Origin of the sequence: Pseudomonas bohemica (genome assembly GCF_002934685.1) — a bacterium.
GTDB classification, from domain to species: domain Bacteria; phylum Pseudomonadota; class Gammaproteobacteria; order Pseudomonadales; family Pseudomonadaceae; genus Aquipseudomonas; species Aquipseudomonas bohemica.
Window position 1 is genome coordinate 1 of sequence record NZ_NKHL01000120.1, and the last position, 24012, is coordinate 24012.

The 24012-nt window shown below is 60.2% G+C and carries 24 protein-coding genes and 1 pseudogene; 12 read left to right on the top strand and 13 right to left on the bottom strand.

All coding sequences use genetic code 11. From position 1 onward, the window contains the following. Positions 1-56 precede the first annotated feature (56 nt). Positions 57-392, bottom strand: a complete 336-nt coding sequence (locus CE491_RS25610; RefSeq protein ID WP_110951132.1) for a PAS domain-containing protein — start codon at positions 390-392, stop codon at positions 57-59. Between the two features lie 1068 nt (positions 393-1460). Between CE491_RS25610 and CE491_RS25615 the strand changes: the two genes are divergently transcribed. The 7 genes and pseudogenes from CE491_RS25615 to CE491_RS30880 form a co-directional block, all read left to right on the top strand. Next, entirely contained in the window at positions 1461-2093 is a 633-nt protein-coding gene (locus CE491_RS25615; protein ID WP_110951133.1) for a LysE family translocator, read from the top strand. A 401-nt stretch (positions 2094-2494) separates the two neighbouring features. Beyond that, positions 2495-2713 (top strand): hypothetical protein, encoded by a 219-nt coding sequence (locus tag CE491_RS25620; RefSeq protein WP_110951134.1) that lies wholly within the window; start codon positions 2495-2497, stop codon positions 2711-2713. Positions 2714-2805: 92 nt separating this feature from the next. Continuing rightward, a complete protein-coding gene (locus tag CE491_RS30450; RefSeq protein ID WP_199885252.1) occupies positions 2806-2943 on the top strand; it encodes a hypothetical protein in 138 nt (45 codons plus the stop codon). Between the two features lie 229 nt (positions 2944-3172). Further along, the gene (locus tag CE491_RS25625) at positions 3173-3457 is read left to right on the top strand and encodes a DUF6021 family protein (protein ID WP_110951135.1); all 285 of its coding nucleotides are present in this window, start codon (positions 3173-3175) and stop codon (positions 3455-3457) included. Between the two features lie 353 nt (positions 3458-3810). Continuing rightward, positions 3811-4272 carry a DapH/DapD/GlmU-related protein gene (locus CE491_RS25630; RefSeq protein WP_234407679.1) on the top strand — a complete coding sequence of 154 codons (462 nt, stop codon included), beginning with the start codon at positions 3811-3813 and terminating at the stop codon, positions 4270-4272. A gap of 136 nt (positions 4273-4408) precedes the next feature. Beyond that, complete coding sequence (locus CE491_RS25635) at positions 4409-4759, top strand: glycine zipper domain-containing protein (RefSeq protein ID WP_199885253.1); 351 nt, start codon at positions 4409-4411, stop codon at positions 4757-4759. A 221-nt stretch (positions 4760-4980) separates the two neighbouring features. Further along, a pseudogene (locus CE491_RS30880) lies at positions 4981-5112 on the top strand (DUF2934 domain-containing protein); the annotation flags it as partial. A gap of 87 nt (positions 5113-5199) precedes the next feature. On the opposite strand, the gene CE491_RS25645 reads toward CE491_RS30880, so the two are convergent. The 3 genes from CE491_RS25645 to mltA all read right to left on the bottom strand — a co-directional run bounded on the left by CE491_RS25645 (position 5200) and on the right by mltA (position 8360). Then, positions 5200-5655 carry a MarR family winged helix-turn-helix transcriptional regulator gene (locus CE491_RS25645; protein ID WP_234407680.1) on the bottom strand — a complete coding sequence of 152 codons (456 nt, stop codon included), beginning with the start codon at positions 5653-5655 and terminating at the stop codon, positions 5200-5202. 158 nt (positions 5656-5813) lie between these two features. Next, positions 5814-7028 carry an MFS transporter gene (locus CE491_RS25650; RefSeq protein ID WP_199885254.1) on the bottom strand — a complete coding sequence of 405 codons (1215 nt, stop codon included), beginning with the start codon at positions 7026-7028 and terminating at the stop codon, positions 5814-5816. 174 nt (positions 7029-7202) lie between these two features. Beyond that, positions 7203-8360 carry a murein transglycosylase A gene (gene mltA, locus CE491_RS25655; RefSeq protein ID WP_110951141.1) on the bottom strand — a complete coding sequence of 386 codons (1158 nt, stop codon included), beginning with the start codon at positions 8358-8360 and terminating at the stop codon, positions 7203-7205. A gap of 229 nt (positions 8361-8589) precedes the next feature. Between mltA and CE491_RS25660 the strand changes: the two genes are divergently transcribed. Continuing rightward, positions 8590-9339, top strand: a complete 750-nt coding sequence (locus CE491_RS25660) for a hypothetical protein (protein ID WP_234407681.1) — start codon at positions 8590-8592, stop codon at positions 9337-9339. A 113-nt stretch (positions 9340-9452) separates the two neighbouring features. Here the strand turns inward: CE491_RS25660 and CE491_RS25665 are convergent, their stop codons facing one another. The 5 genes from CE491_RS25665 to ppnN form a co-directional block, all read right to left on the bottom strand. Beyond that, the gene (locus tag CE491_RS25665; protein WP_110951142.1) at positions 9453-9899 is read right to left on the bottom strand and encodes a CBS domain-containing protein; all 447 of its coding nucleotides are present in this window, start codon (positions 9897-9899) and stop codon (positions 9453-9455) included. Positions 9900-10068: 169 nt separating this feature from the next. Continuing rightward, on the bottom strand, positions 10069-10509 hold the full coding sequence (locus CE491_RS25670) for a type III secretion system chaperone (RefSeq protein ID WP_110951143.1): 441 nt from the start codon (positions 10507-10509) through the stop codon (positions 10069-10071). A gap of 40 nt (positions 10510-10549) precedes the next feature. Then, positions 10550-15274, bottom strand: coding sequence for an AvrE-family type 3 secretion system effector (locus CE491_RS25675; protein ID WP_110951144.1), 4725 nt, complete (start codon positions 15272-15274; stop codon positions 10550-10552). 84 nt (positions 15275-15358) lie between these two features. Further along, on the bottom strand, positions 15359-15943 hold the full coding sequence (locus CE491_RS25680) for a GNAT family N-acetyltransferase (RefSeq protein ID WP_110951145.1): 585 nt from the start codon (positions 15941-15943) through the stop codon (positions 15359-15361). 131 nt (positions 15944-16074) lie between these two features. Then, positions 16075-17448 (bottom strand): nucleotide 5'-monophosphate nucleosidase PpnN, encoded by a 1374-nt coding sequence (gene ppnN / locus CE491_RS25685; RefSeq protein ID WP_110951146.1) that lies wholly within the window; start codon positions 17446-17448, stop codon positions 16075-16077. A 338-nt stretch (positions 17449-17786) separates the two neighbouring features. On the opposite strand from ppnN, the gene CE491_RS25690 reads away from it, so the two are divergent. Next, a complete protein-coding gene (locus tag CE491_RS25690) occupies positions 17787-18326 on the top strand; it encodes a sterol desaturase family protein (protein ID WP_110951147.1) in 540 nt (179 codons plus the stop codon). Between the two features lie 168 nt (positions 18327-18494). After that, positions 18495-19217 (top strand): dienelactone hydrolase family protein, encoded by a 723-nt coding sequence (locus CE491_RS25695; protein ID WP_110951148.1) that lies wholly within the window; start codon positions 18495-18497, stop codon positions 19215-19217. Between the two features lie 93 nt (positions 19218-19310). Here the strand turns inward: CE491_RS25695 and sodC are convergent, their stop codons facing one another. Further along, on the bottom strand, positions 19311-19844 hold the full coding sequence (gene sodC, locus CE491_RS25700; protein ID WP_110951149.1) for a superoxide dismutase family protein: 534 nt from the start codon (positions 19842-19844) through the stop codon (positions 19311-19313). 130 nt (positions 19845-19974) lie between these two features. Next, positions 19975-20388, bottom strand: a complete 414-nt coding sequence (locus tag CE491_RS25705) for a PaaI family thioesterase (RefSeq protein ID WP_110951150.1) — start codon at positions 20386-20388, stop codon at positions 19975-19977. 197 nt (positions 20389-20585) lie between these two features. Here CE491_RS25705 and CE491_RS25710 point away from each other — a divergent pair, with 197 nt between their 5' ends. Beyond that, complete coding sequence (locus tag CE491_RS25710; RefSeq protein WP_110951151.1) at positions 20586-21554, top strand: XdhC family protein; 969 nt, start codon at positions 20586-20588, stop codon at positions 21552-21554. 92 nt (positions 21555-21646) lie between these two features. Here the strand turns inward: CE491_RS25710 and CE491_RS25715 are convergent, their stop codons facing one another. Then, positions 21647-22273, bottom strand: coding sequence for a glutathione S-transferase family protein (locus CE491_RS25715; RefSeq protein WP_110951152.1), 627 nt, complete (start codon positions 22271-22273; stop codon positions 21647-21649). Positions 22274-22343: 70 nt separating this feature from the next. Then, positions 22344-23195 (bottom strand): CAP domain-containing protein, encoded by an 852-nt coding sequence (locus tag CE491_RS25720; RefSeq protein ID WP_110951153.1) that lies wholly within the window; start codon positions 23193-23195, stop codon positions 22344-22346. A gap of 224 nt (positions 23196-23419) precedes the next feature. On the opposite strand from CE491_RS25720, the gene CE491_RS25725 reads away from it, so the two are divergent. After that, on the top strand, positions 23420-23965 hold the full coding sequence (locus tag CE491_RS25725; RefSeq protein WP_110951154.1) for a sigma-70 family RNA polymerase sigma factor: 546 nt from the start codon (positions 23420-23422) through the stop codon (positions 23963-23965). The last annotated feature ends 47 nt before the right edge of the window (positions 23966-24012 follow it).

Sequence of the window (24012 nt, forward strand, 5' to 3'; positions counted from 1 at the left end):
TTGCTGATGACAAATCGGCAATCTGCCCTGGGTCAATTTTCAATCGGCAGGGTGGGTCAGTTTTCAATCAGCGCCAACATGCCATTGCGGCATCTGCAACGATATTGCACCTGGTAGCTTGACGAGCGCTCATGAATATAATCATCCAAATGCGCCATCACCCGCTCCAGATCGTCGGGATGGATAACGCTTTCCCACGTATGGACAGTGTTCCTTAGGCCGTGGAGGGAGTAGCCGAACATCTCGTACCAGCCGCTGCTGCGGTACACGAAGCCGGTGTTGGCGTTCCAGTCCCAGAGCCCGTCGCTAATGATGTCGAGAACGGCGTGGATTGCCTCGCCGTTGGATTTCATCAGCGATACGAGCGATGCATTCCGCTCATAATCTTCCATTGATGCCCCCTCGAATAGACCTGCACTACCTCGACCTGATGTGATTCATCCCATCTCGTCTGCAATCGTGGTGCCAGCCTATCGTCTTTGATTCTGATGTGCCAGCATCAGGGCTGATATGCAGGTTAGCCAGCCGCTCCTGAGCGGCGTGGTCAAGGGTCATGTATGGCGCTTCAATTTCTGCCGGTCGAAGGCGCTTTGCGGTTTCAAGCCGAGGATGAACGCGACCGGCATTTCACCCTCACGCTCTGCAGCTTCTTGATCCGTCGGTGTTCAGCGCGCGCAGAAATCATTCAGTTCGCTGTGGGGGCTTTGGGAGCCTGAGTGCGCCGATTTGATCCTGTAACGTTGCTCAGTCGTGTTTCGCAGATAGGGCGGCTGAGAGGATGTGTCGCTGGGTTTTGTAAAGCGCTCAAATGGGTCACGGCATTCCCCTGCGATTGCTCAGGGAGGAATTCTCTCGAAGGCAGTCTCCGCCAACGTGGCGACGCCGGGATCATCAAGCTCATTCGAGCAATTGGACATGTTACTGATCTGCGCCGAGACCTACTCTCCGACCAGGCAGCCCTGAAAGCGGCGCAGGCGTACATTAGGGATGTATGCCAAATGCCAGCATTGCCGTGGCGGTCCCGATGCTTACAATGCTCCGCACTTTCTTCAGTGTGCCGCCATGGACCCACGAATTTTTAGCCTGGCTTTCCTTCTCACCTTAAGCTGGGTGAGTGCGGTGCTCATCATTTTCTGGATCTACTCCTGATCTTTCGGCTCGATCAGATACGGTCCCTGATTTCCCACATTCCCCCTATCCTTGCTAACTTCGAACCAGGTGAATTCCTCGGTCGAGCTGCAGCAATCTTGATGATTTCGGCGGCGCGCTCGGCTGCAGTCCTTGGGTCAACCCCGGTCAGCCGATCCACAGCCGCAACTTCCGGACGCTCATCGCGCTGACGACCGGGATCCTTCGGCACGAAAACGGCGGAGGTCCATATGCTTCGTCGGTCATCGCCCGAAGAGGTCGATGATAAATCCGGCTAGAATTAGGCTTTTCCGAAGGCGGAGGCACCGGACATGACGCTAGTCCAACTCATGCTTTTTATTCCAGCTGCCGCGATTGTTGCTCTCTCGCCAGGTGCCAATAACTTGCTGGCATTCGCGAACGGTAGCAAGCAGGGTTTCTTGCCAGCAGTGGTTGCTCTGTCCGGTCGGTGCATTGCCTTTGTGTTGATGATCGTAGTGGTGATTGTTGGTTTGGGTGCGCTTCTCAAGGCATCCGAGCTTGCCTTCCAGATCATTAAGTGGGCAGGTGTGATTTATCTTGCCTATCTCGGCACACCAATGATGATGGGAAGCAATCATGTCGGAGGCGGGGCCGCAGGGCTAGCGCGCCCTGTCAGTGCATATTCACTGGCTCGTCGGGAATTCCTCACCGCCGTGACAAACCCTAAAGCCGTACTGCTATTTACGGCTTTTGTCCCCCAGTTCATTGTTTTTGATGCTGGCGTTTCATTTACGATCCAGCTTGTCCTTCTCAGCGCAATCTACATTGCCGTTGAGCTCGTTGCCGCAATGGCTTGGGCATTCGCGGGCAGTATCATCCGATCGTTGCACTCTTCAGCACGGCAACTCTCTATCCTCAATCGCATAGCTGGCGCCATGATGCTGGGGGCAGCGGCCGTCATGTCGACCGCTCGACGCGCCTAACGCTCGGCTAAACCCGCTTATGGTGGAGCGATCGGCGTGACGTCGGCGGAGGGTGCGTGACTTTTGCGTGACTTCGCGTGACTCAATAGTGATCTATAGCTATTCGTTTGCAGCGAGAACTCACCGACCGATTCAGACGCCGGTTCGATGATGACGGGCGGCAAGGGCATTGTGGGCTACACATACAGACGGCGGTCGAGACCAAACTCCACTCGATCGTCGCGAACGAGGTGACCAGTGTGGTGCATGACCGTCATCCGCTCGCTCGAGGGCCGAACAGGCCAAGGAGGTCATGAAGCAGGAATCCATCTCGGTGGATGAGCGTTCGCCGTTCGTCAGAATTGCAGCACGTTCAACGAGTTAGCCAGTCGATTCAATGCTGGTAGATAACTTGGAGTCCTATGCGAAGCACGAACGTTGACCCGCCCAATGCGCTCGATCTGATCAGTGAACTCGATCGGGCGACCGAGGAGATGATGGCTCTGCATGTAGAACAGGTCGGGGGTGAGCGCTGGCAGGAAGCGTGCGCGCGTCAGCAGCGGGCGTTCAGGGCCTGGCGCGACTATTTGTTTCGCAAAGCGGACGAAAAACCGCCAGTCCGGCGGCTGAGCATTGCCTGAGACCGGCACCGCGCAATGCCGGTGGATGCAGGGCAAAGGGCAATGCAGGAAAGCGTGTTAAGCTGCGCGCCTTGAGTCAAGGAGCAGCTGCTTTGAAGGCGTTCATGTTTCTTCGCGATCCTATGTTTCTGATGGGCGCGCCCGTTTTGGCGCTCGCTCTCATTTACGATCAGCCGGTGCTGATGGGGCTTGGCATGTCGCTGGTGGCCTGCACACTGATCGCGAGCTGATCGGCTGTTCACACGCTCCTGGCCGCCGCCGTCTTCAACTGGTGTACCGAAGACTGCTGACCGAAGAACGGAGGGCCTCGACCCGCCCGGCCATTTGCGCGTGACGCTGCTGCGGTTTTCGGTAAGCGGCGTAGTTCACCATTCGTCCATCTCTGGGCACTCCTCATCCTGACGGGCATCCCAATTCCATGTGTATGGATATCCCATGCACTGAGGATGGAGAACGGAGATGGAAATGAATCCCGACGCACCTGGCAACGTTTCACAGAAAGGCGTGAATAGCGAAGCCGACAACGAGACCGGTTTTGATCATCGCGCTGGTAAGCGTCCCGAGCACACGATCGCAAGTGAAACGAACGTCGATAAGGAATTGGGCTTTAACCCTGAGACGCCCGATGTTTCGGATCCGCAAGTAGACCCGACTCACCCGGCCAGAACGAGCAACGACCCGGTTCCCGCTGACGAACGTTCGACTAATGGCGACCAGCGTTCATCGGGCGGGCGCGGCATTTAGTGAGTTTCGACGGATACTTGAACCCGACCCTGGCGTCGGGTTTTTTATGCAGGTAATCCGGCCTTTCTTGAAGCCAATGCCTGAAAACTTTGCTGCAAGCTGTGCTAAAGAGTTCTCCTGGAACTCAGCCAATGACCACAACCGCTATAAGTGTTAATCCCGAGACCGCCGGACGCGTTAGAATCCTTCAATTTCGGCGCAGGCTGTCGTTTGCGCGAACGCGTCCATTATCTTCAGAAGTCGCTCAATTCATGATGCTTTGGCTGTAAGGTCTGAGAAAAAAGATAAAGCCTTCTGAGTACATACGGCTTTTGAATAGTCATGATCTGGGCAAAAAGAAGAGCAATCGGCTGTTGAGTAAAACCGGCGTCGTCACTGCGGGAAATGCGGTGATTCGTCCGCCGTTCTATTTCGAGCGCGGACGGGTGACGCTGGGCCGCAACGTGTTGATCAACGCAGGCTGTATTTTTCTGGATCAGGCAGGCATTACCATCGGCGACGATACGATGCTCGGGCCGCAGGTGCGCTTGTGTACGACTACCCATGATCTGAATCCTGAGATGCGTCACAGCCACACTCGCTCCTCTGCGATCAGCATTGGCCGCAACGCATGGATCGGAGCCGGGACGGTGATCTTGCCAGGGGTCACTATCGGAGAGAACAGCGTGATTGGTGCCAATAGCGTGGTCAACGCTGACGTGCCGGCCAACGCCGTCTATGCGGGCACGCCGGCATGCTTCAGAAAATGGCTGGATAAGCGCGGCGAGCAAGCCGGTGATGGCACTGACGCCGCTGGTGCTTGCGAGGCCCTGTAGATGGAGCGTTTTGGCGCGATGCCATCGATGATTCGTTGCACACAGGATGCTCGGCTTGCCGTTGTTCCGAATTCAGGAACGAATTGATCGCAGCTTTGGTCAACCCAATTCGACATCCTCGAACACGGTAAGCCCCATGAGCCAGACCATTGATAACCTCACTGAAACACTGAGCGAGGATCTCTACGAGAAAACTCGCAAGCAGCTCAACACGTTCATCGATGAGACCAATGCATTGCTTGCTGCTGGCGACGCATTGCATGAAGACCGCACGACCCAGGCTCGTGAGCGCCTGACCGCGTTTTTGAAAGGCGCCGCCTTGAAGGGTGCAGAGGCGGTTGCCGTCGACGCGACCGTTGAACAACCGCCGCTGACCCGCGTGATCAATGATGCCAAGGGTTACGTCAAGACGCATCCGTGGGTAGCGGTCGGGGCCGCAGCGGGGGTAGGCTTGATTGTCAGCGTGTTGCTCAATCGCAGGCCCTGAGGAGATCGATCGTGATGCGTGGTCGCGGTATCGCTACGATGCGCAAGGGGCCGGGAGGACGATTCTCGCTTTCCAACGCCTACAAGCGTTGCGAGGGGGCTCGGCTGTTTTTCCCTCGGTACTGGCTGGTCTATGGATCGCCCAGCGTTGTCACAGCAGGTGGCCTCGGGGTCTATTTGACCCCGGGCGACGAATTGCAAAAATATCTAAGGGGGCCGTGCATGAGTGTCGACGAAGAGGCTGTTCGTCAACTGGCGCAACTGATTTGGGAAACCGAAGGCCGGCCGGAGGGCCAGGAATCCAGGCACTGGGAAATGGCCACCAAGCTTGCCGAGTCTGCCGCCATGGCGCCCGTACGGACGTCAAGCCGCCACAAGGTCGATACGCTGTTTCCGACGCCGGACGACGAACCCGAAGATCAGTGAAAACAGCAGGGAGTGTCAGGCTTGGGTCGACTGCAATTCACTGAGCAATGATCGCGCAAACCCTTCCGAAGCGATGAAATCCAGCGCTTGACGCAGCTTCACCGTTTCTTCCGCACCAAAGGTCTTGTCGAACACCTGTGATACCCGTTCGGAGATCTTGCGTGCTTCGGCGTATTTCTGCTGACCCGCCAGGGTAAGCATGACCCTGCGGCTGCGGCGGTCCGCGTCGTCGATTTTCAACTCCACCAGCCCATCGCGCACCAATGGCTTGAGCGTATGGCCCAAGGCCGACAGGTCCATGACCAGCGCCTGAGCCAGGTCGCGCATTTTCGGCTCACCGCTGCGGGCGATCTGCGACAGCAGCGAATACTGCGTCGCCTTCAGCCCGCACTGAGTGAAGGCTTCGTCGTAAATTTGTCCCAGGCGTCGGGAAGCGCGACGAACCGAGCCGTTGGCGCAACTGCTGGCCACGACGGGAGCTGAGCAAGAAGTCGCATGTTTCAAAGGCTGATAACTCATGAGTCGCGGTAGATGGGCCGATTATGCCTGCGCGAACGAAGCGGACAAGGATTTTCGGCTCGCCGGAAGGGCGACACGATGACGCATGGCTGGCTGGCAGCGGCCCGTGATCAGGCTTCTCCGGTCGCCTGCCGGTCGTAACGTCGTTCGGCACGACGGGCATCGGTGAGCGCCCAGTACCACATCGCCAGTCCTCCCAACGTCAGGCCGGCAGCCGCATAACCCGTTGCGGGCAGGCCAAACCCTGCAGAGATGACGATGCCGCCGACCCAGGGCCCGATAGCGTTGGCCAGGTTGAACGCGCTTTGCACCAGCGCGCCGGCCAGGGATTGGGCGTGGGGCGCGACGTCCATCAGGCGGGTCTGCAGGATCGCCGCCAGACCGACGCCGCAGCCAACGAAGAACACCAACGGCATCAGCAGCCACAGGTTTTCGGTGGCCGACGGATACAGCGCCAGTACCAGCGCAGTAAAGCCCAGCGAGATTCCTGCCGAGCGCATGGTTGAGCGGTCCGCCGCCCAGCCGCACACCAGATTGCCGACCGTAGTGCCGAGACCGAACACCGCCATGACCACCGGAATCATGAAGTCCGAAGTATGCGTGACTTCGATCAGCGTCGCCGCCAGATAGGTGTAGACGCAGAAAATCCCGCCAAAGCCGATGCCCGCTATTCCCAGCGTCAACCACACTTGGCGAGAGCGCAGCGCACCCAGTTCACGTAGCGGGCTGGCGTCGGCCTGTGCAGGAGAGGCTGGCGCCAGGGTGCGAATCAGCAGCGCGGTGATTGCCGCTAAAACCGCGACGACGGCCAGTCCCCAGCGCCAGCCGACGGTCTGACCGATCCAGGTCGCGAACGGCACGCCGACGATGGTGGCGATGGTCAGCCCGAGGAACACTCGAGAGACCGCCTGCGCCCGTTGGTTCTTCGGCACCAGCGAGGCGGCCAGCAGCATCGCCACGCCAAAGTAGGCGCCATGGGGGAAACCGCTCAGAAAGCGAAAGAACACCAGCCACGGCAGGGAGGGGGCAATGGCGCTCAAGGCGTTGGCGATGCCGATGAAGGCCGCAAGTCCCACCAGCAGCGAACGGCGCGGCAGCCTGACGCCCAGCACCATGATCACTGGCGAACCCACCACCACGCCCAGGGCATACGCGCTGATGGCATGTCCGGCCAGTGGCTGGGTACTCTGGAAGTCGTTGGCAATGAACGGCAGCAGCGTCATCGAGGCAAATTCGGTGGTGCCGATGGCGAACGCACCCATGGCCAGGGCAAATATCAGCCAGCCCATGTGAAAGTCATGTCGGGTATCGGAGGAGGTCGTCATGTGGGAAACACTGCCGGGCATTTGAGGACAAGCGTCCTGTTATACCTGAAACCGGTTTCAGATCAACCCGAGACCGGCGTCGGCATTGGACGCTGACATATACCCGTCAACGCGGGCGCGCCATCTTCGCTTGCAGCGTCGATTAAACCTATGCTGCACAGTGCTCGTGCTTCTTCAGTCCTTGGGTTTTGCGTTAGGCAGCGCTGCGCCCTTGGGCCACAGCATCCAGATCTGCCCCTGTTGCTTCATGTTGCCCGCCAGTTCGCCTGCGGCGTCGCCCGTGCCCCAGAACAGGTCGGCGCGCACTTCACCAGCGATGGCGCCACCGGTGTCCTGGGCGGCGACCGGCCGCACCAGAGGCGAGCCGTCCGGCCGGGTAGACGATAGCCACAGCAGGCTGCCCAGCGGAATCACCTTGCGGTCGATGGCAACGCTGTAGCCTGCGGTCAGCGGGACATTCAGGGAGCCACGCGGGCCTTCATCGCTGTCCGGCCGCAGGGTGAAGAAGACGTAACTGGGGTTGCTGCCCAACAGCTCATGGACGCGCTCGGGGTGCGCGATGGCCCAGTCACGAATGCGGCCCATGGACACTTCGTCCTTGGTCAGTTGGCCTTGCTCGACCAGCCAGCGACCCACCGGCTTATAGGGGTGGCCGTTCTGATCGGCGTAAGCGATGCGCAGCTGGCGGCCGCTCTCCAGCTGTACGCGGCCGGAACCCTGGATCTGCAGGAATTGCAGGTCGATCGGGTTTTCCAGCCAGGCCAGGACTGGGGCGTTGACGCCTTTCTCGTTGATGGTGGCGGCGTCGTCGTATGGACGCAACACGCGGCCGTCGAGACGACCGCGCAGACCTTTGCCCTTGAGTTCGGGATAGATGCTGTCGAGGTTGACGATGATCAGGTCACCCGGCACGCCGTAAATTGCCACCGGATGCTGATCGTTGTGTTCTTCGCTGCCTTTGTAGATGGGCTCGTAATAGCCGGTGATCAGGCCGTTGGCGCCATGTTCGGAGGAGCGCAGGCTGTAGACCTGCAGCTGGTTCTTGAGAAAGTCGCGCACCGCTATCGGGTCTTGCGGCACTTGCGCGGCCATCGCGCAGGTGGGGCCCCATACCGGGTCCTTGGCCAGACGTTTGCACGCCGAGAACCAGCTGTTGTAGCCCGCCATCAGGTCCTGGTCGCTGACCGTAGGCAGGTTGTCCCACTCGATGCTTATGTAGGTGGTGGCTTCTGGGGGGTTGGTCTTCGGCGCGCCCCCGTCGCAGGCGGCGAGCAGGGCGATCAACGGAGCGAGGCAAAACAGAAAGCGGCGCCAGTGCAGGCTTGGGGTCATCACGCGGGGTGTTCCTGAAAACAAGTGAAGGCGGCTAGCTTGGTGAAAGGTGAAGGCGGCGTCAAATCTGTGAGAGGTTTAGGGATCGGCTACCCAAGAACGGATCTCGCCACGGTGTCGCAAGCCACCCATTTCACCCGCCCGCCGCACTTTTCCGCGTTTTGCCGCTCTATGCATGGCCGGGACGCCGCGATTCGCGCGGGATCCAGATCGTTGAAGCTTGTGATAGATGGTTCCAGTCTCTTTTCTTTTCCTTGTGCGCCGTGGTGTTTTCGCCTGCCTCGGGGTATGCCTTGTGGCGCTCTGTGCGGCGGGCTGTACCCGTCAGGACGGGCAGGACGTGGCGACGCAATTCAGCGAAACCCGGCCCCAGGAGTTTTTCCAGACCAGTGTCGATCGCATGGCGACGCTGACCATGCAGGACAATCTGCAAAGTCTGTATCTCTTGATGAGCAAGCTGTATCTGCGCAATCCGGCCGAGTGGCGCAAGTCCGGTTTCGTCGATGCCCGTTCTGCCGAGCGCAATGTGCGCAACGCCATCGAGCAGCAGACACCGCTGGCGCAGCTAGGTAATCGCCGAGACCTGGCCGCGTTGAGTTACTCCCTGAGCCCGGAGTTTCTCGGAGACCGTGTCGGCGCGTTCATCTATGCCATCGGCAGCATGCTGGTCACCGCTCACGGCGGGCGACTGGAGTTCTTCATGACCGACCAGATCAACCCGAAATTCGTCAGCAATGCCGCCCGCAACATCGAAAAAGCCACCTGGCTTCTCGGCCAGCGGCAGAACGCCAATGGCGAGCTGATGCTGTTCTCCAACGAGATTTCGGAGGAGGGCAGCAATCTGAGCTTCGCCACCGAATTCGGCAAGATCGTCGCGCGCCTGGATCTGCTCACCCAGATGCTCGACGAGCGCTACCGGCGCATCGGGCTCAACTACGCGCAGAGTCTGCTGTTCTTGAATTTCCTGCCGGTGCAGTAAAGGCGGCTTATACCGATCCGACAGCAGCACGGCTTGCCAGCGGTGGCGGCCTTGCGATCGCTGACGCCGACAAAATGTGCTGCTACCAGAGGCGCTATCGATAAACAGCTCACTCAATAACTCTCGCCGCGAATGTACTCCTGCATCTTCTCGATCAGCCGCCTCTGTTCGGCAATCGCTTCTTTCACCAGATCGCCGATCGACAGCAGGCCCATCAGCTTCTCATCGTCCACCACCGGCAAATGGCGCAGGCGCCCGTTGGTCATGATGTTCATGCATTGCTGCACCGTGTGTTGGGAAGTCACGGTCTGAACGTCGTGGGTCATGATCTCGCTGACCGGGGTGCCCGCCGACGCTCGTCCTTCCAACTCCATCTTGCGAACATAGTCACGTTCACTGACGATGCCGACCACTTTGCCACCCTGTACAACCAGCACGGCACCAATGTTTTCCTTCTTCATCAAAGTGATCGCGTCGATCACCATCTGATCCGGCCCGATAGTGTGAGGAGTGCGATGCTGCTCATCTTTAAGCTTCAGTAACTCGGCTACGGTCGTCATGCTGGCCTCTCCGGCGCGTATTTATCGACACGGCCGCGTCAGTCGGGCCGTGCATACAGAATCGTAGAGAGATGGCATTCCGGCAAGTTTTGAAAGCGCCGTGCAGGGCCTGAAAAACGTCATGGGCGCGACAATGCCCAATCAACGCCATCAAACCCTCAATCTGGCGCTAAAGGCCGCGTGTTAAACCGGCCATCCTTGGCCGTTGCGCCAGCGGTTTTGCCGGGCCGCCAATGACCGTGCGCAGCAGGCGCGGCATTTCCCGGGTCTGCCGCACGAAGCCCTGAACCCAGTGCACGAACTCCATCTCCCCCATCGCTTGCAGCGAAGCCTGGGCGCACAACCGGACCTCGGACCGTTCATCCAGCGCCAGCCAGCAACCGTGCATGGCCCCGGTATCGAAGTTCGAGCGCAGTAAGTGCTCGTGCATGCCGGGGTCGGGACGCAGCGGGAGTTTGCAGTGCAGCACGGCGACATCGCCCGCGGGCGAGACCTCGATGATGGCGACCTCGTGATCCTTGTCGAAGAGGGCACAGACGCCGTTCTCCAGGGTCAACTCGGTGTTCAGTTGCTTGCCCAGCGCGTTGAGCAATGTGTCAGCGGTATTCATGAGCCTGTCCTTTCGATAAGTGATTCAGTAGCCAAACGATTCAGCGCGCGCGGAACACGCCGCTTTGGTCGCTGCCCAGGTCCCGCGCAGCCTGTTTTGCGTTGTGTTGAGCAGCGGCGTCGGCCAACTCGCCGTCGAGGGTGAATGTCTTCGGATTGACCTGATCCAACCCGTAATCGAAGGTCACCTCGCCCAGCAGCCGCTCGATACTCAGGCTGCTGCCGCTCTTGAAGCTGACGTAAGGCAGCGGCACCCCGAGCGAATCCTCCTTGGCGGCGGTGCGGAATACGGCGATAGCCTTGATCCGAAGGTTGTCCCGCTTGGAGAGCTGGTTCTTCAGCCCCGCGTCGGTGAGGGTGCCGTTGAGCGCGCCGTCCTCGATCTCCTGTTTGACCGGATCATTGACCTCAAGCCTGATCTCCGCGCGGGTCGTGCCGCTGGAGCTTTTGAGCTCATCGAGCAGCGACTTGAGCTGTGGATCGGCATTCATCAGTTCGTGGATGCGCTCGGCATTGCTCGGATTGACGTCCTTGCCCAGCATTTCCTTCACCACGTCGATGCCACGTTTGGTCGGTGCCGACTGGTCGATGCGGTTGACGTTGTTGTGCTTGACCACCATGTCCATCATCGACATCAGGCCCGAGCCTTGATCGGCTGCCAGCTGTTGGCGCCGGGTCTGGAAGAGTGTGGTCAACGCTGCGTGCTGGGCATCGTTTTCGGGCGGCTTGTTTGCGTAGCGGGTGTGCAGCGCCGCAAGGCGTTCGGTGATGGTCTTGTCGTCGACCGGATCCTGCTCGAGTTCGGGAAAGGCCGATTTCAGGCTGCTTTCCAGGCTCTTCATGTCGCTCGCCTGGACCGGCAGTGCGTCCTTGAAGCGCACGTCATAGGTCTTGCCGGTCTTGTTGTCGAACGAGAGGCTTGCCATGACGCCGATCGGCGCGCCACCGGCGATGAACAGATTGTCGGGTCGGGAAGTGAAAATCGTGCTGAACATCCGTCCATAACCCGCCACCGAACCTTTCTCCAGAAAGCGGGCGCGGTTGCTGCTGTAAATGTCGGTTTTCAGGCCGTCGTTACCTCGACCCTGGGTACGTTCGCGTTCGGCGTTCAGCAACGCGAGGTTGGCCAGCAGCCCCACGCCAAAGCGCATGAAACCTGCCACGGGCTCCGCATCGGTCTGGCCATAATTGGTCCGCGACTCCAGGTTGGCGTTGAACTCAAGATCGAAGTTGTGTTTGCCGCTGGTACGCACTTCCTGCTCCACGCCGCGGTTCATCAGCTCCATGGGTTTCAGACCGCCGTCCCCCGACCGCTCGCTGTGGTGCAGGGGCTTGATAAGCAAGTCGTCCATGAAGCTTTCCAGCTCGTCGTCGCGGATGAAGAAGCTCAACGCCGTGTTGTCGCTGTACTTGTGTTTCGCGTCCAGACTGCCGCCGAACCAGCCGCCGTTGGTCTGGTGATTCTGATGGCTGTCGCCTGCCGTAGTCTTGGTGTCGCTCAGGCCGCCACCAAAGCCCAGGCTGACGGTGCTGCTGATGGTGCCCTCACGGTTCATCGAGACCTTCAGGCCACGGTCGAAACGGGTAAACGACATGCCGTAGGTGCGATCCGGGTCGATCGCCCCGCGAAAGCCTACAAACGCTTCGCCCGCCGGCCCGGTGATCCCGCCGGTGATGCCACCGCCGTAGTTGCGGTTGATCTTCAGGCTTTCACGGGGTTCGAGATCGCGCAGGGCCTTGGTCAGATTCTGCTTGAGCTCGACGTTATTGGTCGATTGCAGGCTTTCCAGCGCATTGCGCTTGAGCGGATGGTTCTCCTTGCGCACGTATTTGAGCAGGCTCTTGGTCGCGTCATAGCTGGCTTCCAGCGCCGCGTAGCTGCGAAAACCGGCGTCGGTGTAGCGCTTGATCGGGTTGCCCTCGTAAACCTCGTTGTGCAGGTCGGCAAGGCGCTTGGCGATTGGGTCCAACCGTGCGCGCTCGGAGTCCCGGGCATCGATCATCAGGTCGAGAATCGCGCTCATTTCCTTCATGACCCGAGCGTTCGCCGCCAGCCGCGCACTCAGCAATGCCTGGGTGTCGCCCCGTTTGCGTGAGTCGTCAAGCGCCGTCATCGGGTTACGGTGGGCGAGGGTGAAGCCCTTGTCCTGCAGCGACTTGATCATCGCCCCCAGAGAGTCTTTATCGCTGGCGCCGGTATTTTCAAGGACCTGCGACACTTCGCCCAGCAGATCCGTTTTTGGCGGCTTGCCCGCTTTGTATTCCAGATTGACCGCGCCGTTCTTGAGCAACGCACCCTGATTTTCCGCCAGTTCGCGCAGGGTCTTTTGCATGTCCTCGGCGACGGTTTGATGAAACCACTGGAAGAGTTCACTCAGTTCAGCAGCGTGCGGACTCGGATCCTGTTGTTTCAGTGCGTCCAGCCGGGCTTCCATGGACGACGGAATCGGGGCTGGCCGTGCGGCGGCATCTGCACTGAGCTGCTGCAGTGTCTGGACCTCTTGCTGGTAGAGCGGTCTTAGGCCCTCGCGCCCTTTCCAGGCGTGCTGCAAACTGTCAGCAGGCACCTTGAACGCGCCGGTGGAAGCCAGGTGCGAGGTGACGTAGTTCTGGGTCGGTTTGTTGGGGGCGTAATTCCTGACTTTGGCGGTTTCTACGTTATTGCGCCCGAGCACATTGAAACTGGTCTTGATGTTGCCGCGTCGGGTAAAGCCAGGCTCGTTGTAGGTGAGGTTCTTGAAGTGTTCGTGGGCCGCTCCGGCGGCTGCGGCGGCCGTGGGTGTCGCGACAGTCCAGTTTCCGGTGTTGTCGCGGACGAAATCTCGGTCGATACGGGCGTCCTCGCCGTCTGCCGCTTCGTCGGGAACCGAGGCTTTCAGCACCAGCCGCCCCTCGTTGTCGGTGTGAAGTCCTGTCGCGGTCGCGCCGTGTGGCAGGTCTGCGATCTGCCACTCTCGACGAATGGAGGCACTCTTGGGGTCGGCGCCGGCACCTTCCAGCTTGTGGAGAACGCCGTTCTTCAGGGCGAACCAGGCTTTGCCGTGGCTGGCGATGCCAGCGATGTCGCCATCGCCGGGAGGCGCTGGCAGTTTTGCCCTCTCACCGAATTGATCGTGCAGGCGCAAGTCGCCGCCGCTGAGGGTCATGTAGCGCTGGTCGTTCTGTATCGCCACTTTTTCCACGGTCAGGTGTTCAGCGCCACGCAAGATCGTGCCCTTGGCTTCGGTGCCGCGTCCCGGCAGCGCCAGGTCGACACCTTTACCCAGATCGTGGGCGGTCGCTTGCGGGGCGACTTTCAGCTGTTTGAGTTTGCCGTCTTTGTCGATCAGATAGGCGAAGCCGTCGCGCCCGGCGACGAGCTCCTTGATGTCCTTTTCGCTGGATTTTTTCCATTCGCCGGTGCGCTCATCCTGAGTCAGCAGATCGTCGCCGTGACGAGCGATACGACCGCGCGGCAGTTGAATCTGCTGGTCGGCCTCCGGCATCAGGGGCGTCAGGCCTCTTTGCCGATCCAGTACCAGCGCCTGGCTCAGATTCCAGCCGGGCTTGAAGCTGTTGTCTGGCGCATGCCACGTAGCGCTGTGTTCATTGCCATGTTTGTCCTTGACCCTGGCGAACAGCTGGCTGCCGTTATCGCTGAACAGTTCGCTGTAGGTATGAGGCCCCAGCGCGTTCTTCAGGGCGTCCGATGACAGCGGCGCGCCCAGCGGCAACGGCTCCAGTTCCTGGGTCTCTTCGTCCCCGGACGCAAGGGCATCGATCAGGTCTTGAGGCAGATCGATCCTGTGCAGTTTGCCGGACGCCGTGCTCACAATCAGTTGATCCTGATGCCCGGCGATAGACACCGGCTTGTCAGGATTATCAGTGGTCAGAGGTCCGCTGTCGCCCAGCAGTGCGTGGATGGCGTCAAAGCCAGCGCCCAGACCGTTTGGCCGTTCCAGGTGCAGACCTTTGTCATCGTCCTCGGTGAGTGCGACCAGGTTGCCGCTCGACAGTGCCAGCGATTGCACCCTGTGCTTGAGCGCAAGCGGTGTGTCCGGAGCGTCCAGGGCGCGCGCTTTGCCCTCGTTATCGACGGCGTACAGCGCGCCGCCCAGGTTGTGCAGGCTTTTCAGGTCATCGGTGAAGGCATGGGGTACCCATGTGTTGCCATTGAGCACATGCAGTTTCTTTTCATGGATGCGGAACGACTGCCCGGCGGTGTCGGTGTGCACGCCGGTGATCTGCGCCCGTAAGGCGTCACCGGGTGGCGTCGGATTCATGCCGACGCGATTTTCGCTGCTTTTGAAGACCGACACCGCCAGTTCGGTGGCGTGGGCGTGAACCAGGCGGTTTTGCGTGTCGTGCAGCAGAAAGCCTTCGCTGTCCGGCCGGGGTTTGAGTGGTTGGTCCTGATAGCGGGTCTCGCCTTTGTTCAGCACTGACTCCAGCAGTTGCTCGGTTTGCGATTGCTCGCGCGCATCATCGCCCAGCGCAACCTTGCCGTTTTCCACCCGCATCGACAGATCATGCGCCCTGGCGGGCGTCCGCATGGGCATTGCCACGGTTTCAGGGCGGTGCCGACGCAGCGCCTGGGGAATGATCGTATTTTTCACCTGCCTGGCGAGGATTTTCATCTTCGCCATGCCGAAGCGCTGGGTGGATTCGGTGGCCGGTGCGGTTCGGCGGAAGATCCCGCGTCGCTGTACCGGGCCATCGACGGGGGCGATGGCAGGCGCGCCGATTGGGGCGATGTGGGCGGTCGGATTGAGGCGGGTCGGATCCACGGGAAATCGTACATGCAGGGATTTTGCTCCCTGAGTGGCGCTGACGAGCGGTGTGGTTCCGTGTATTCGCGAAAGACGTTGTCGTCAATCCGACCGGGGGCGACGGGGGCGGGAAATGACTGACTCGATGTTCTTGCGTCCGATCAGCAAAGGGCTTTTGGCCTTGCGCGAGGCGGGCATGTCGGCGAGCCATTTGTACATCACCAGGCAATCGACCAGGCCGTGACGGGCGTGACGATAGGCGCGGGGCAGACGGCCGACGGTCTCGAAGCCGAGCTTGTTCCAGAGCGCGACAGCGATTTCGTTCGTCGATACCACCGAGTTGAACTGCATCGCTGAAAACCCGCTGTCCACCGCCAGTTGCTGGGAATGCTCGCACATCAGTCGAGCAACGCCTTTGCCGCGGGCCTCGGGCGTGACCATGTAGCCGCAGTTGCACACATGGCTGCCGGGCCCAGCGGCGTTGGCTTTGAGGTAATAGCTGCCAAGCAGCACGCCGTCTTCCTCGGCGATCAGGGTGTGCAGCGGGTATTCCAGCCACAGGTGCAGGGCCTGGTCATAGCTCAGGCCGGGGTCGTAGGCGTAGGTTTCCCGAGCCTGGACCACGGCTTGAAAAGTCGGCCAGAAACGCTCGAAATCTTCGGCGGTCATGGGGCGGATCTGGATCATTGAGGACCATTAGTGAGCGAATATTGGGACTGTAGGCGCGCGCTTGCCCGCGATTGCGATGTGTCAGTGTCATAGGTTTCTACTGACCCACCCCTATCGCGGGCAAGCGCGCTTGCGCAGGAATATGTGTTTCAGGAAACTACCCGATAACACGGCACATACGCCGCGCCGCCCGGCAATTTCATTCGGTGCTGCTCGACGAAGGCCTGCAGCAGGCTGTCCAGCGGCTTCATCACTTCAGCGTCGCCATGAATCTCGTAGGGACCGTGCTCTTCGATCAGGCGGATGCCCTTGTCCTTGACGTTGCCGGCGACGATGCCGGAGAACGCGCGGCGCAGGTTGGCGGCCAGTTCGTGGGGGGGCAGGTCGCGGCGCAGTTGCAGGCTGGCCATGTTCTCGTGGGTCGGGTCGAACGGACGCTGGAAGCTCTCTTCGATTTTCAACAGCCAGTTGAAGTGGAAGGCGTCGGCACGTTCGCGACGGAACTGGCGCACGGCGGTCAGGCCTTCGGTCATCTGACGCGCCACTTCGGCCGGATCGTCGATGATGATCCTGTAGTGCTTGTGCGCTTCTTCGCCCAGCGTAGCGCTGACGAAGGCGTGCAGTTGTTCCAGATATGGCGCAGCGTTTTTCGGCCCGGTCAGAATCACCGGAAACGGCAGGCCCTGATTGTCCGGGTGCATCAGAATGCCCAGCAGGTAGAGGAATTCCTCCGCCGTACCGGCGCCGCCCGGGAAGATGATGATGCCGTGGCCGACACGCACGAAGGCTTCGAGACGTTTTTCGATGTCCGGCAAAATCACCAGTTCGTTGACGATCGGGTTCGGCGCTTCGGCAGCGATGATGCCCGGTTCGGTCAGGCCCAGATAACGCCCGCCGGTGATGCGCTGCTTGGCATGGGCAATCGTGGCGCCTTTCATCGGGCCCTTCATCACGCCCGGTCCGCAGCCGGTACAGATGTCCAGCTTGCGCAGGCCCAGTTCGTGGCCGACTTTCTTGGTGTACTTGTATTCTTCGGTGTTGATCGAGTGGCCACCCCAGCACACCACCATCTTCGGCTCCACGCCGGGGCGCAGGGTGCGGGCGTTGCGCAGCAGATGGAATACGTAATCGGTGATGCCCTGGGACGAACTGAGGTCGATGCGCTGGCTGTCCAGTTCGCTTTCGGTGTAGACAATGTCACGCAGGGCGCTGAACAGCATTTCCCGGGTGCTGGCGATCATTTCGCCGTCGACGAAGGCGTCGGCCGGCGCGTTCAGCAGCTCCAGGCGCACGCCACGGTCTTGTTGATGAATGCGCACTTCGAAGTCTTTGTAGGCTTCGAGGATGGTCTTGGCGTTGTCGACATGAGCGCCGGTGTTGAGGATGGCCAGGGCGCACTGGCGGAAAAGAGTGTAGATGCTGCCCGAGCCTGCGGCGCTGAGCTGTTGTACTTCACGTTGCGAGAGCGTCTCCAGGCTACCTTTTGGACTGACCGAAGCGTTGATTACATGTCTTGGAGCCATTCTGAATTCCTTGAAAGCGATGCCGTGCGAACATTGTCGATGGCCGGCATCAGTACAGTGAACGAAGTCGCCGTTCACGCATGGAGCCATTTTTTACATCGGTCGGTCAGGAAAGCAAACGTTGTGAGTGAAAACTTTGAGCGTTGCTGGCGCCAAGCGGGCACTTGTAGCCGTACTGCTTGCCGGTAGTCGCGATTTGGAGGTCGTCGCTGCCGACAAGCCGTACTGCAACAGAGCCACCACCTCGACGGGTGACTTTTGATTTTCCGTCGCGCCCCGGTATGCTGCACGTCGACGCCAGACGCCCGCGACCCTCTCGACACGATGTTTTCAATTCCATGATCTATAACTTCGCGATTTTCCTCTGCACCCTGATTGCAATGGAAGGTGTCGGTTTTCTTGCGCACAAGTACGTCATGCACGGCTGGGGCTGGTTTTTGCATCGCTCGCACCACGAAGAACACCTGGGCGCGTTCGAAACCAACGACATCTACCTGCTGGTGCTGGGCCTGGTCGCTGTCGGTTTGATCGTGCTGGGCAACAGCGGCCACGACCCGCTGCAATGGGTAGGCGCAGGCGTCGCGGCGTTCGGCCTGATCTACATTCTGGTCCACGACGGCATCGTCCATCGCCACTGGCCCTTGAGCCCGACGCCGCGCAATCGCTACTTGCGACGTCTCCACCACGGCCACCTCATGCACCACGCGATCAAGGGCCGACGCAACAGCGTGTCGTTTGGCTTTCTCTATGCGCCATCTGCGTCCACGCTGCAGAGGCAACTGCGTGAGATGTCTGAAGCAGAGCAGGCCCCCAACCGGGAGCCATTGCGCAACGATCTGTGTGGTACGCCGAGCAATTCGGATCTGCAGAACGGCTGAGCCTGCTTCGCGTTCAATCCGGGCACCTTATGGTGGCGTTTTTCAGGTCATTGTCGATGTCTGGCCCTTTTCAGCACCGTTCAAGTGTCGTAGAACAGTCAGTCCAGCCTGTTCGGGCAGCGCGCGGGCCAGCACAAAACTGCTTCTTCAAATGCTTGGGAGATTAATGTGACGCAATCAAAAGCACACTCGGCGGCAGGCAAAACCATCACTTACAAACGCCCCGACGGCAAAGAGGTCAACGGTTATCTGGCGAGCCCGGAGAAGGCCGAAGGTGCGCCGGCGATTGTGGTGATTCAGGAGTGGTGGGGGCTCAACGACCAGATTCGCGGCGTAGCGGATCGTCTGGCCGCGGCGGGTTACCTGGCGCTGGTGCCCGACCTGTATCGCGGCGAGGCGACTGTCGAAGAAGAGGAAGCCCATCACCTGATGAGCAAACTCGACTTCGGCGATGCGGCGACACAGGACATTCGCGGCGCAGTGCAATACCTCAAGGGTCACGCGCAACATGTCGGTGTCACCGGCTTCTGTATGGGCGGGGCGCTGACGTTGCTAGCGCTGAACTTCATTGCGGAGCTGTCGGCAGGCGTGGTGTTTTACGGCATGCCGCCGCTGGAGTACCTCGATCCCAAGGCGATCAAGGTTCCGGTTCAGGCGCACTGGGCGACCCAGGACGAGTTTTTCCCGATCGAGAACGTCGACAAACTCGAAGAAAAACTCGGCGAAGGCGGGGTGGATATCGAGTTCCACCGCTATCTGGCGCACCACGCGTTCACCAACGAAACCGCTGTCGGTCATGGGCGCATCGCCGGCACCCAATACGACCCGGTCTGGGCGCAACTGGCATGGGACCGCGCGCTGACGTTTTTTGGTCGCACGTTGTGGGGCTGATGGGTCGATAGCGCTGATTTGCCTTCATCGGTCCATACACACCCCCGGTGGTGCCAAAGCAGGCATCACCGGTTGCGTTTCAAACAGCGGCAGTCAGATCACCCCGCACGCCACGCGATCACCGCCACCGCCCAGGGGCATCGGCATGTCGGCGTGATTATCGCCGCCAGCATGAATCATCAGCGCATGGCCTTTGATCTCGGAGATCTTTTTCAGGCGCGGGGCGAGCACCGGGTAATCGGCTTCGCCCTTGGCGGTCACGTAAATGGCAGGCAGATCGCCCAGGTGGCCGTCGGCGTAGGGGCCCAGGTGCTTGCCGGTGCTGGCTGGATCGAAGTGCCCGCCAGCGGCCAGTGCCGCGCCTTTCTTGCCGTCCTTGGTGCCGACGTCGCAGCTGCCGTGTTCATGCACGTGGAAGCCGTGCACGCCTGCGGGCAGCGAGGTTAGTTTCGGGGTGAAGAGCAGGCCGTAGGCGGTTTCACTGATGGTGATCTGGCCAATGGGCTGGGGCGCGCTTTCGGCGCTGACCAGATTGATCGGGACCTGAAGCGAGTCTGCCTGCGCGGTTGCACAAAGAGCGCCAAGGGAGAGCGTGCCTAGAAGGCCGAGCCAGAGATAAGGTTTCATAAGCGTTCCATTGAAGTTGTGGGGTAGCGACGTTCAGGGTAGTTGAACGGCCCGCAGCTTTCGGACGCTGTCCGGTTTTGAGTGTTACAGAAGATTCAGGTACGGGTCGTCGTGTTCAACGCTGCCATGTTCAACGCAAATGTTGCGGGGGAATGGCGTAGGTCCCCACCACATGGGCCACCGCCTCGGACAAGCCTTCGGAGTAGAGCGACACCTCGCCGATGGCCAGGGTCTTGCCGACTTTCATCAGCTGACATTCGGCGATAATCCGGCGCCCCGCTTCAGGTTTGCGCAGGAAATTGATCGTCAGGCTGGTGGTGACGGTCAGCGGTACGATGCCGATCACCCCCAGCACGGCGACATACAGTGCGACATCGGCCACCGCCATCAACGTCGGCCCGGACACGGTTCCGCCGGGTCGCAAGTCCGAGTGATCGACTACCTGCGAAATCGTCGCCCGCTGATCGCCCACCTGCTCGACGACGATCCGGGTCTGCGGAAACTGGTCGGCGATAAACGCTGCGATTTCTTCTTTGCTTGCCATCGTGTGCTCCTGACATCTGCGGTTGGGCAAGACTTGATGAGCGCAAGGCGGTTGTCAACGAGGTTTCCGGAATGAGCGGTGCTGTGAGGTGTATCTGTCAGCGTCATCAATCAGCCGGTCACGACAGAGCCGCACCAAACGCTGGCACCGTTTTTGCCTTTCATGTAGAAGACACTTCATGAAAGGAGTGAAACGTCTTGCAGTCGCTCGATCTTCAAGTGATTCAACAGGCCATCGTCTGGCTTTCCTCGGGACAACCGGTCTGGTTGTGCACTGTCGTCGCCAGTTTTGGCTCATCGCCGCGCCCGCCTGGTGCGTTGCTCGCAGCCAGGGCTGACGGAACGAGTTGCGGTTCACTGTCCGGCGGCTGCATCGAGGACGATTTTTTGCAGCGAGTCGCAGCGGGAGGATTCGCCGAGCCCATTGCCCTGGTGCGCTACGGTGATGGCAGTGATGCAACGCAAGTGCGTCTGCCCTGTGGCGGCGTGCTCGAGGTGCTGGTCGAGCGGCTTGTAGCCGATGCGCACAACCTTGATCACCTGCGTCGACTGGAATCGGCGCTGTTGGGCAAAGGGCGGCTGGTGCGGCAGTGGCAATTGCCGTTCGCCCATCCGCAACTGCTGGAGGATAACCAGCAAGGGCCTCGGGTCGAGCGCTGTGGCGAGTGTTTGCGGGTACGATTTGGCGCGGCGCAGCGCTTGATCATCGCTGGAGTTTCCAGCGTTGCGCTGTTCTGCGCGCAGTTCGCGGTGGCGCTGGATTTCGAGGTGATCATCTGCGAGCCACGGGAGGAATTTCAGCGGGATGTGCGGGTGGACAATGTGCGGCTGGAGCCGATTCTGCCCGCCCGATACATCGCCGAAGGAGGGTGCCATTACGGCACTGCAGTGGTGGCGCTGACCCATGATCCGCGACTGGACGATCTGACCATGATGGAAGCGGTACGCAGTCCGGCGTTTTACATCGGAGTGATGGGGTCGCAGAAAACCAGCGAAAAGCGCATGGAGCGCCTGCATCGTATCGCCGGAATGGACGCTGCGACGCTGGGGCGGATTCATGCACCTATCGGTCTGGCGCTGGGCAGCAAGACGCCAGCCGAAATAGCGCTGGCGGTACTGGCGGACATCGTACGGGTCAGAAACGGCGTTGATCGGGGGCGGGTTTGATGCGAGGGCTATCGCGTCTGCACCCAAGGCCCGAAGGCCCTATAGGCCCGGTCAGCGCGGTCTTCGCCAACGACGGGCAACGCATCCTGCACTCATTTCGCGAATTTATATTCGCCGCCTTTTTCCACAGCCTTGCGATACGCCGGCCTGGCCTGGAATCTCTCCACCCACGCTTCCAGGTTGGGGTAAGGCTGCAACTTGCCCTGCGCCTTGGCGAATTCGCCGATGAAGCTCATTTGAATATCCGCGCCACTGAGCTCATCGCCGAGCAAATAAGGCGTCAACCCGAGGGCATTGTTTAAATAGCCGAGGTAGTTGCCAAGCTCGGACTCGATGCGTGAATGCAGCGGCGCGCCAGCCTCGCCAAGCCGGCCGACGTAAAGATTGAGCATCAGGGGCAGGATGGCCGAGCCTTCGGCAAAGTGCAGCCATTGCGCGTATTCGTCGTAGGTCGCTGTTGCGGGGTCCGGCTGCAGACGACCGTCGCCATGGCGGCGGATGATGTAGTCGACGATGGCACCGGACTCGATCAGTACATGGGGACCGTCTTCGATAACTGGCGATTTGCCCAGCGGATTGATGGCCTTCAGCTCAGGCGGCGCAAGATTGGTTTTCGGGTCGCGCTCGTACCGTTTGATCTCATACGGCACGCCAAGCTCTTCGAGCAGCCAGAGGATACGCTGCGAGCGTGAATTGTTGAGGTGGTGGACAGTGATCATGGTGTCTCCAGGACGAATAGGGTGTGGGTAAAGAGACTGCTGCATCGCGGTGGAGTGCCGTGAAATCGCTCTACTGCTGCACCCCGAACAGTGCCGTCCAGTAAATCCCTGCATCGCTTTTCGGGTCCACCGCATACGCAGCACCCATTTCCCGAAACGCGGGGTTCATGATGTTGGCGCAGTGCCCAGGGCTCGCCAGCCAGCCTTCGACCACCTTGCGCGCGCTGTCTTGGCCTGCGGCGATGTTTTCCCCGATTTGCTGACCGATATAACCCGCCAGTTCCGCGCGGTCGCCCGGCGTGCCGCCGTTGCGTCCCTTGTGATCGAAATAGTTGTTATTGGCCATCGAACGGGTGTGTCCCTCGGCGGCGGTCGCAAGGTTGTCGTTCCAGCCCAGCGGCGAGGCGGGGCCGTAGGGTTGATCTCCGCATTGGTGGGGTGCGCTGCGGGCGGCGTTGACCAGGCCAAGTATTTTCTGGCCCTCGGCCTGGGAGTTGCCCAGCCCGCCGGTCAGCAGAGGCCGCGCCAGCACGATGCGCCAATCACGGTCATTGCGGCTCACGCCCACGTCGACGAACTGGGGATCGAGCACCACCTGGCAGAAACTCTCCTGAATCGCCTTCATTGCCGATTGTGCATCTCGAGGGCCGGACAGGCTGATCGCCTGCACCGAGACCATTGGGTACGAGGCGCGGGACAGCATCGGTTGCAGGTCCACGGTGCCACTGGCTGGCAGGTTCAGGCGAGGGTCGGTGTTCAGGGGAGGGAGTTCCTGAGACACCACGTTGGCGCAGGGCTGCGCCTGGCTGCGATAGGTATTGATGGACTCGATCAACTGCGTTTCTTCGCTGGCCAGCGCCGTCCCGGTCGTCATCAGCAGCCATGAAAAGGCGGCCAGACGAGTGAATGATGTGAAGCGCATGAAGATCTCCCTTGAGCTGACTGCGGCCATGATGCGCGATTTTGTCGGTATCGAAATAGTCTGAGCCGAAGAATTCCCGGAGGTTGCAGTCCAGTGGCAGGTTTTTGCTAGGCCCAAACGAAAAGGTGTCTGACGAGCAACGTCCATCCTGGCTTGCTCTGCAACCGCTTTGCTGGCATCTTGCCGGCCAGTGGTAATTATTCCCGTTTGAGAACCATTTGCGCATGCCTGACTTTTCCGGCGCCCGGCACGACCTTTCAAGTCGCCAGCAGCACCTGACTGACCTCTACAGCGACCATCATTCGTGGTTGCATAACTGGCTGCGCAAAAAACTCGGGTGTTCCCAGCGGGCGGCCGACCTGGCCCATGACGCCTTCATTCGTGTCCTGACCCTCGCCGAACCCCAGAACATCAAAGAGCCTCGCGCTTTTCTGGCAACCACCGCCGGGCGCCTGATGATCGACAGCGCCCGGCGCCGCCGAATCGAGGATGCTTACCTCGCAGCCTTGGCGATCCACGCCAGTGATGCCGGCATGCCGGGCCCCGAGGCCATTCATACCGCGCTGCAGGCATTGGAAAAGATCGCCGACATGCTTGCCGGCTTGCCCGCCAAGGTGCGTGAGGCGTTCCTGCTCAGCCGTCTGGATGGCCTGACCTATAACGAGATCGCGACGCAGCTTGAGGTTTCTGCCGGCACCGTGAAGAACTACATCACCAGCGCGTTGGTGCATTGCTATAAGGCGTTGCACGGTACGGATGCCATGTCTTGACACGTAGCTTGGGCGGCGCCGCCAATCAAAGGCCGCAGCCTTCGGAG

Coding starts and splice junctions, on each gene's coding strand:
- CE491_RS25610 (WP_110951132.1), bottom strand. CDS start 392: ATGGAAGATTATGAGCGGAATGCATCGCTCGTATCGCTGATGAAATCC.
- CE491_RS25615 (WP_110951133.1), top strand. CDS start 1,461: ATGACGCTAGTCCAACTCATGCTTTTTATTCCAGCTGCCGCGATTGTT.
- CE491_RS25620 (WP_110951134.1), top strand. CDS start 2,495: ATGCGAAGCACGAACGTTGACCCGCCCAATGCGCTCGATCTGATCAGT.
- CE491_RS25625 (WP_110951135.1), top strand. CDS start 3,173: ATGGAAATGAATCCCGACGCACCTGGCAACGTTTCACAGAAAGGCGTG.
- CE491_RS25635 (WP_199885253.1), top strand. CDS start 4,409: ATGAGCCAGACCATTGATAACCTCACTGAAACACTGAGCGAGGATCTC.
- CE491_RS25650 (WP_199885254.1), bottom strand. CDS start 7,028: ATGACGACCTCCTCCGATACCCGACATGACTTTCACATGGGCTGGCTG.
- mltA (WP_110951141.1), bottom strand. CDS start 8,360: ATGACCCCAAGCCTGCACTGGCGCCGCTTTCTGTTTTGCCTCGCTCCG.
- CE491_RS25660 (WP_234407681.1), top strand. CDS start 8,590: ATGGTTCCAGTCTCTTTTCTTTTCCTTGTGCGCCGTGGTGTTTTCGCC.
- CE491_RS25665 (WP_110951142.1), bottom strand. CDS start 9,899: ATGACGACCGTAGCCGAGTTACTGAAGCTTAAAGATGAGCAGCATCGC.
- CE491_RS25670 (WP_110951143.1), bottom strand. CDS start 10,509: ATGAATACCGCTGACACATTGCTCAACGCGCTGGGCAAGCAACTGAAC.
- CE491_RS25680 (WP_110951145.1), bottom strand. CDS start 15,943: ATGATCCAGATCCGCCCCATGACCGCCGAAGATTTCGAGCGTTTCTGG.
- ppnN (WP_110951146.1), bottom strand. CDS start 17,448: ATGGCTCCAAGACATGTAATCAACGCTTCGGTCAGTCCAAAAGGTAGC.
- CE491_RS25690 (WP_110951147.1), top strand. CDS start 17,787: ATGATCTATAACTTCGCGATTTTCCTCTGCACCCTGATTGCAATGGAA.
- sodC (WP_110951149.1), bottom strand. CDS start 19,844: ATGAAACCTTATCTCTGGCTCGGCCTTCTAGGCACGCTCTCCCTTGGC.
- CE491_RS25705 (WP_110951150.1), bottom strand. CDS start 20,388: ATGGCAAGCAAAGAAGAAATCGCAGCGTTTATCGCCGACCAGTTTCCG.
- CE491_RS25715 (WP_110951152.1), bottom strand. CDS start 22,273: ATGATCACTGTCCACCACCTCAACAATTCACGCTCGCAGCGTATCCTC.
- CE491_RS25720 (WP_110951153.1), bottom strand. CDS start 23,195: ATGCGCTTCACATCATTCACTCGTCTGGCCGCCTTTTCATGGCTGCTG.
- CE491_RS25725 (WP_110951154.1), top strand. CDS start 23,420: ATGCCTGACTTTTCCGGCGCCCGGCACGACCTTTCAAGTCGCCAGCAG.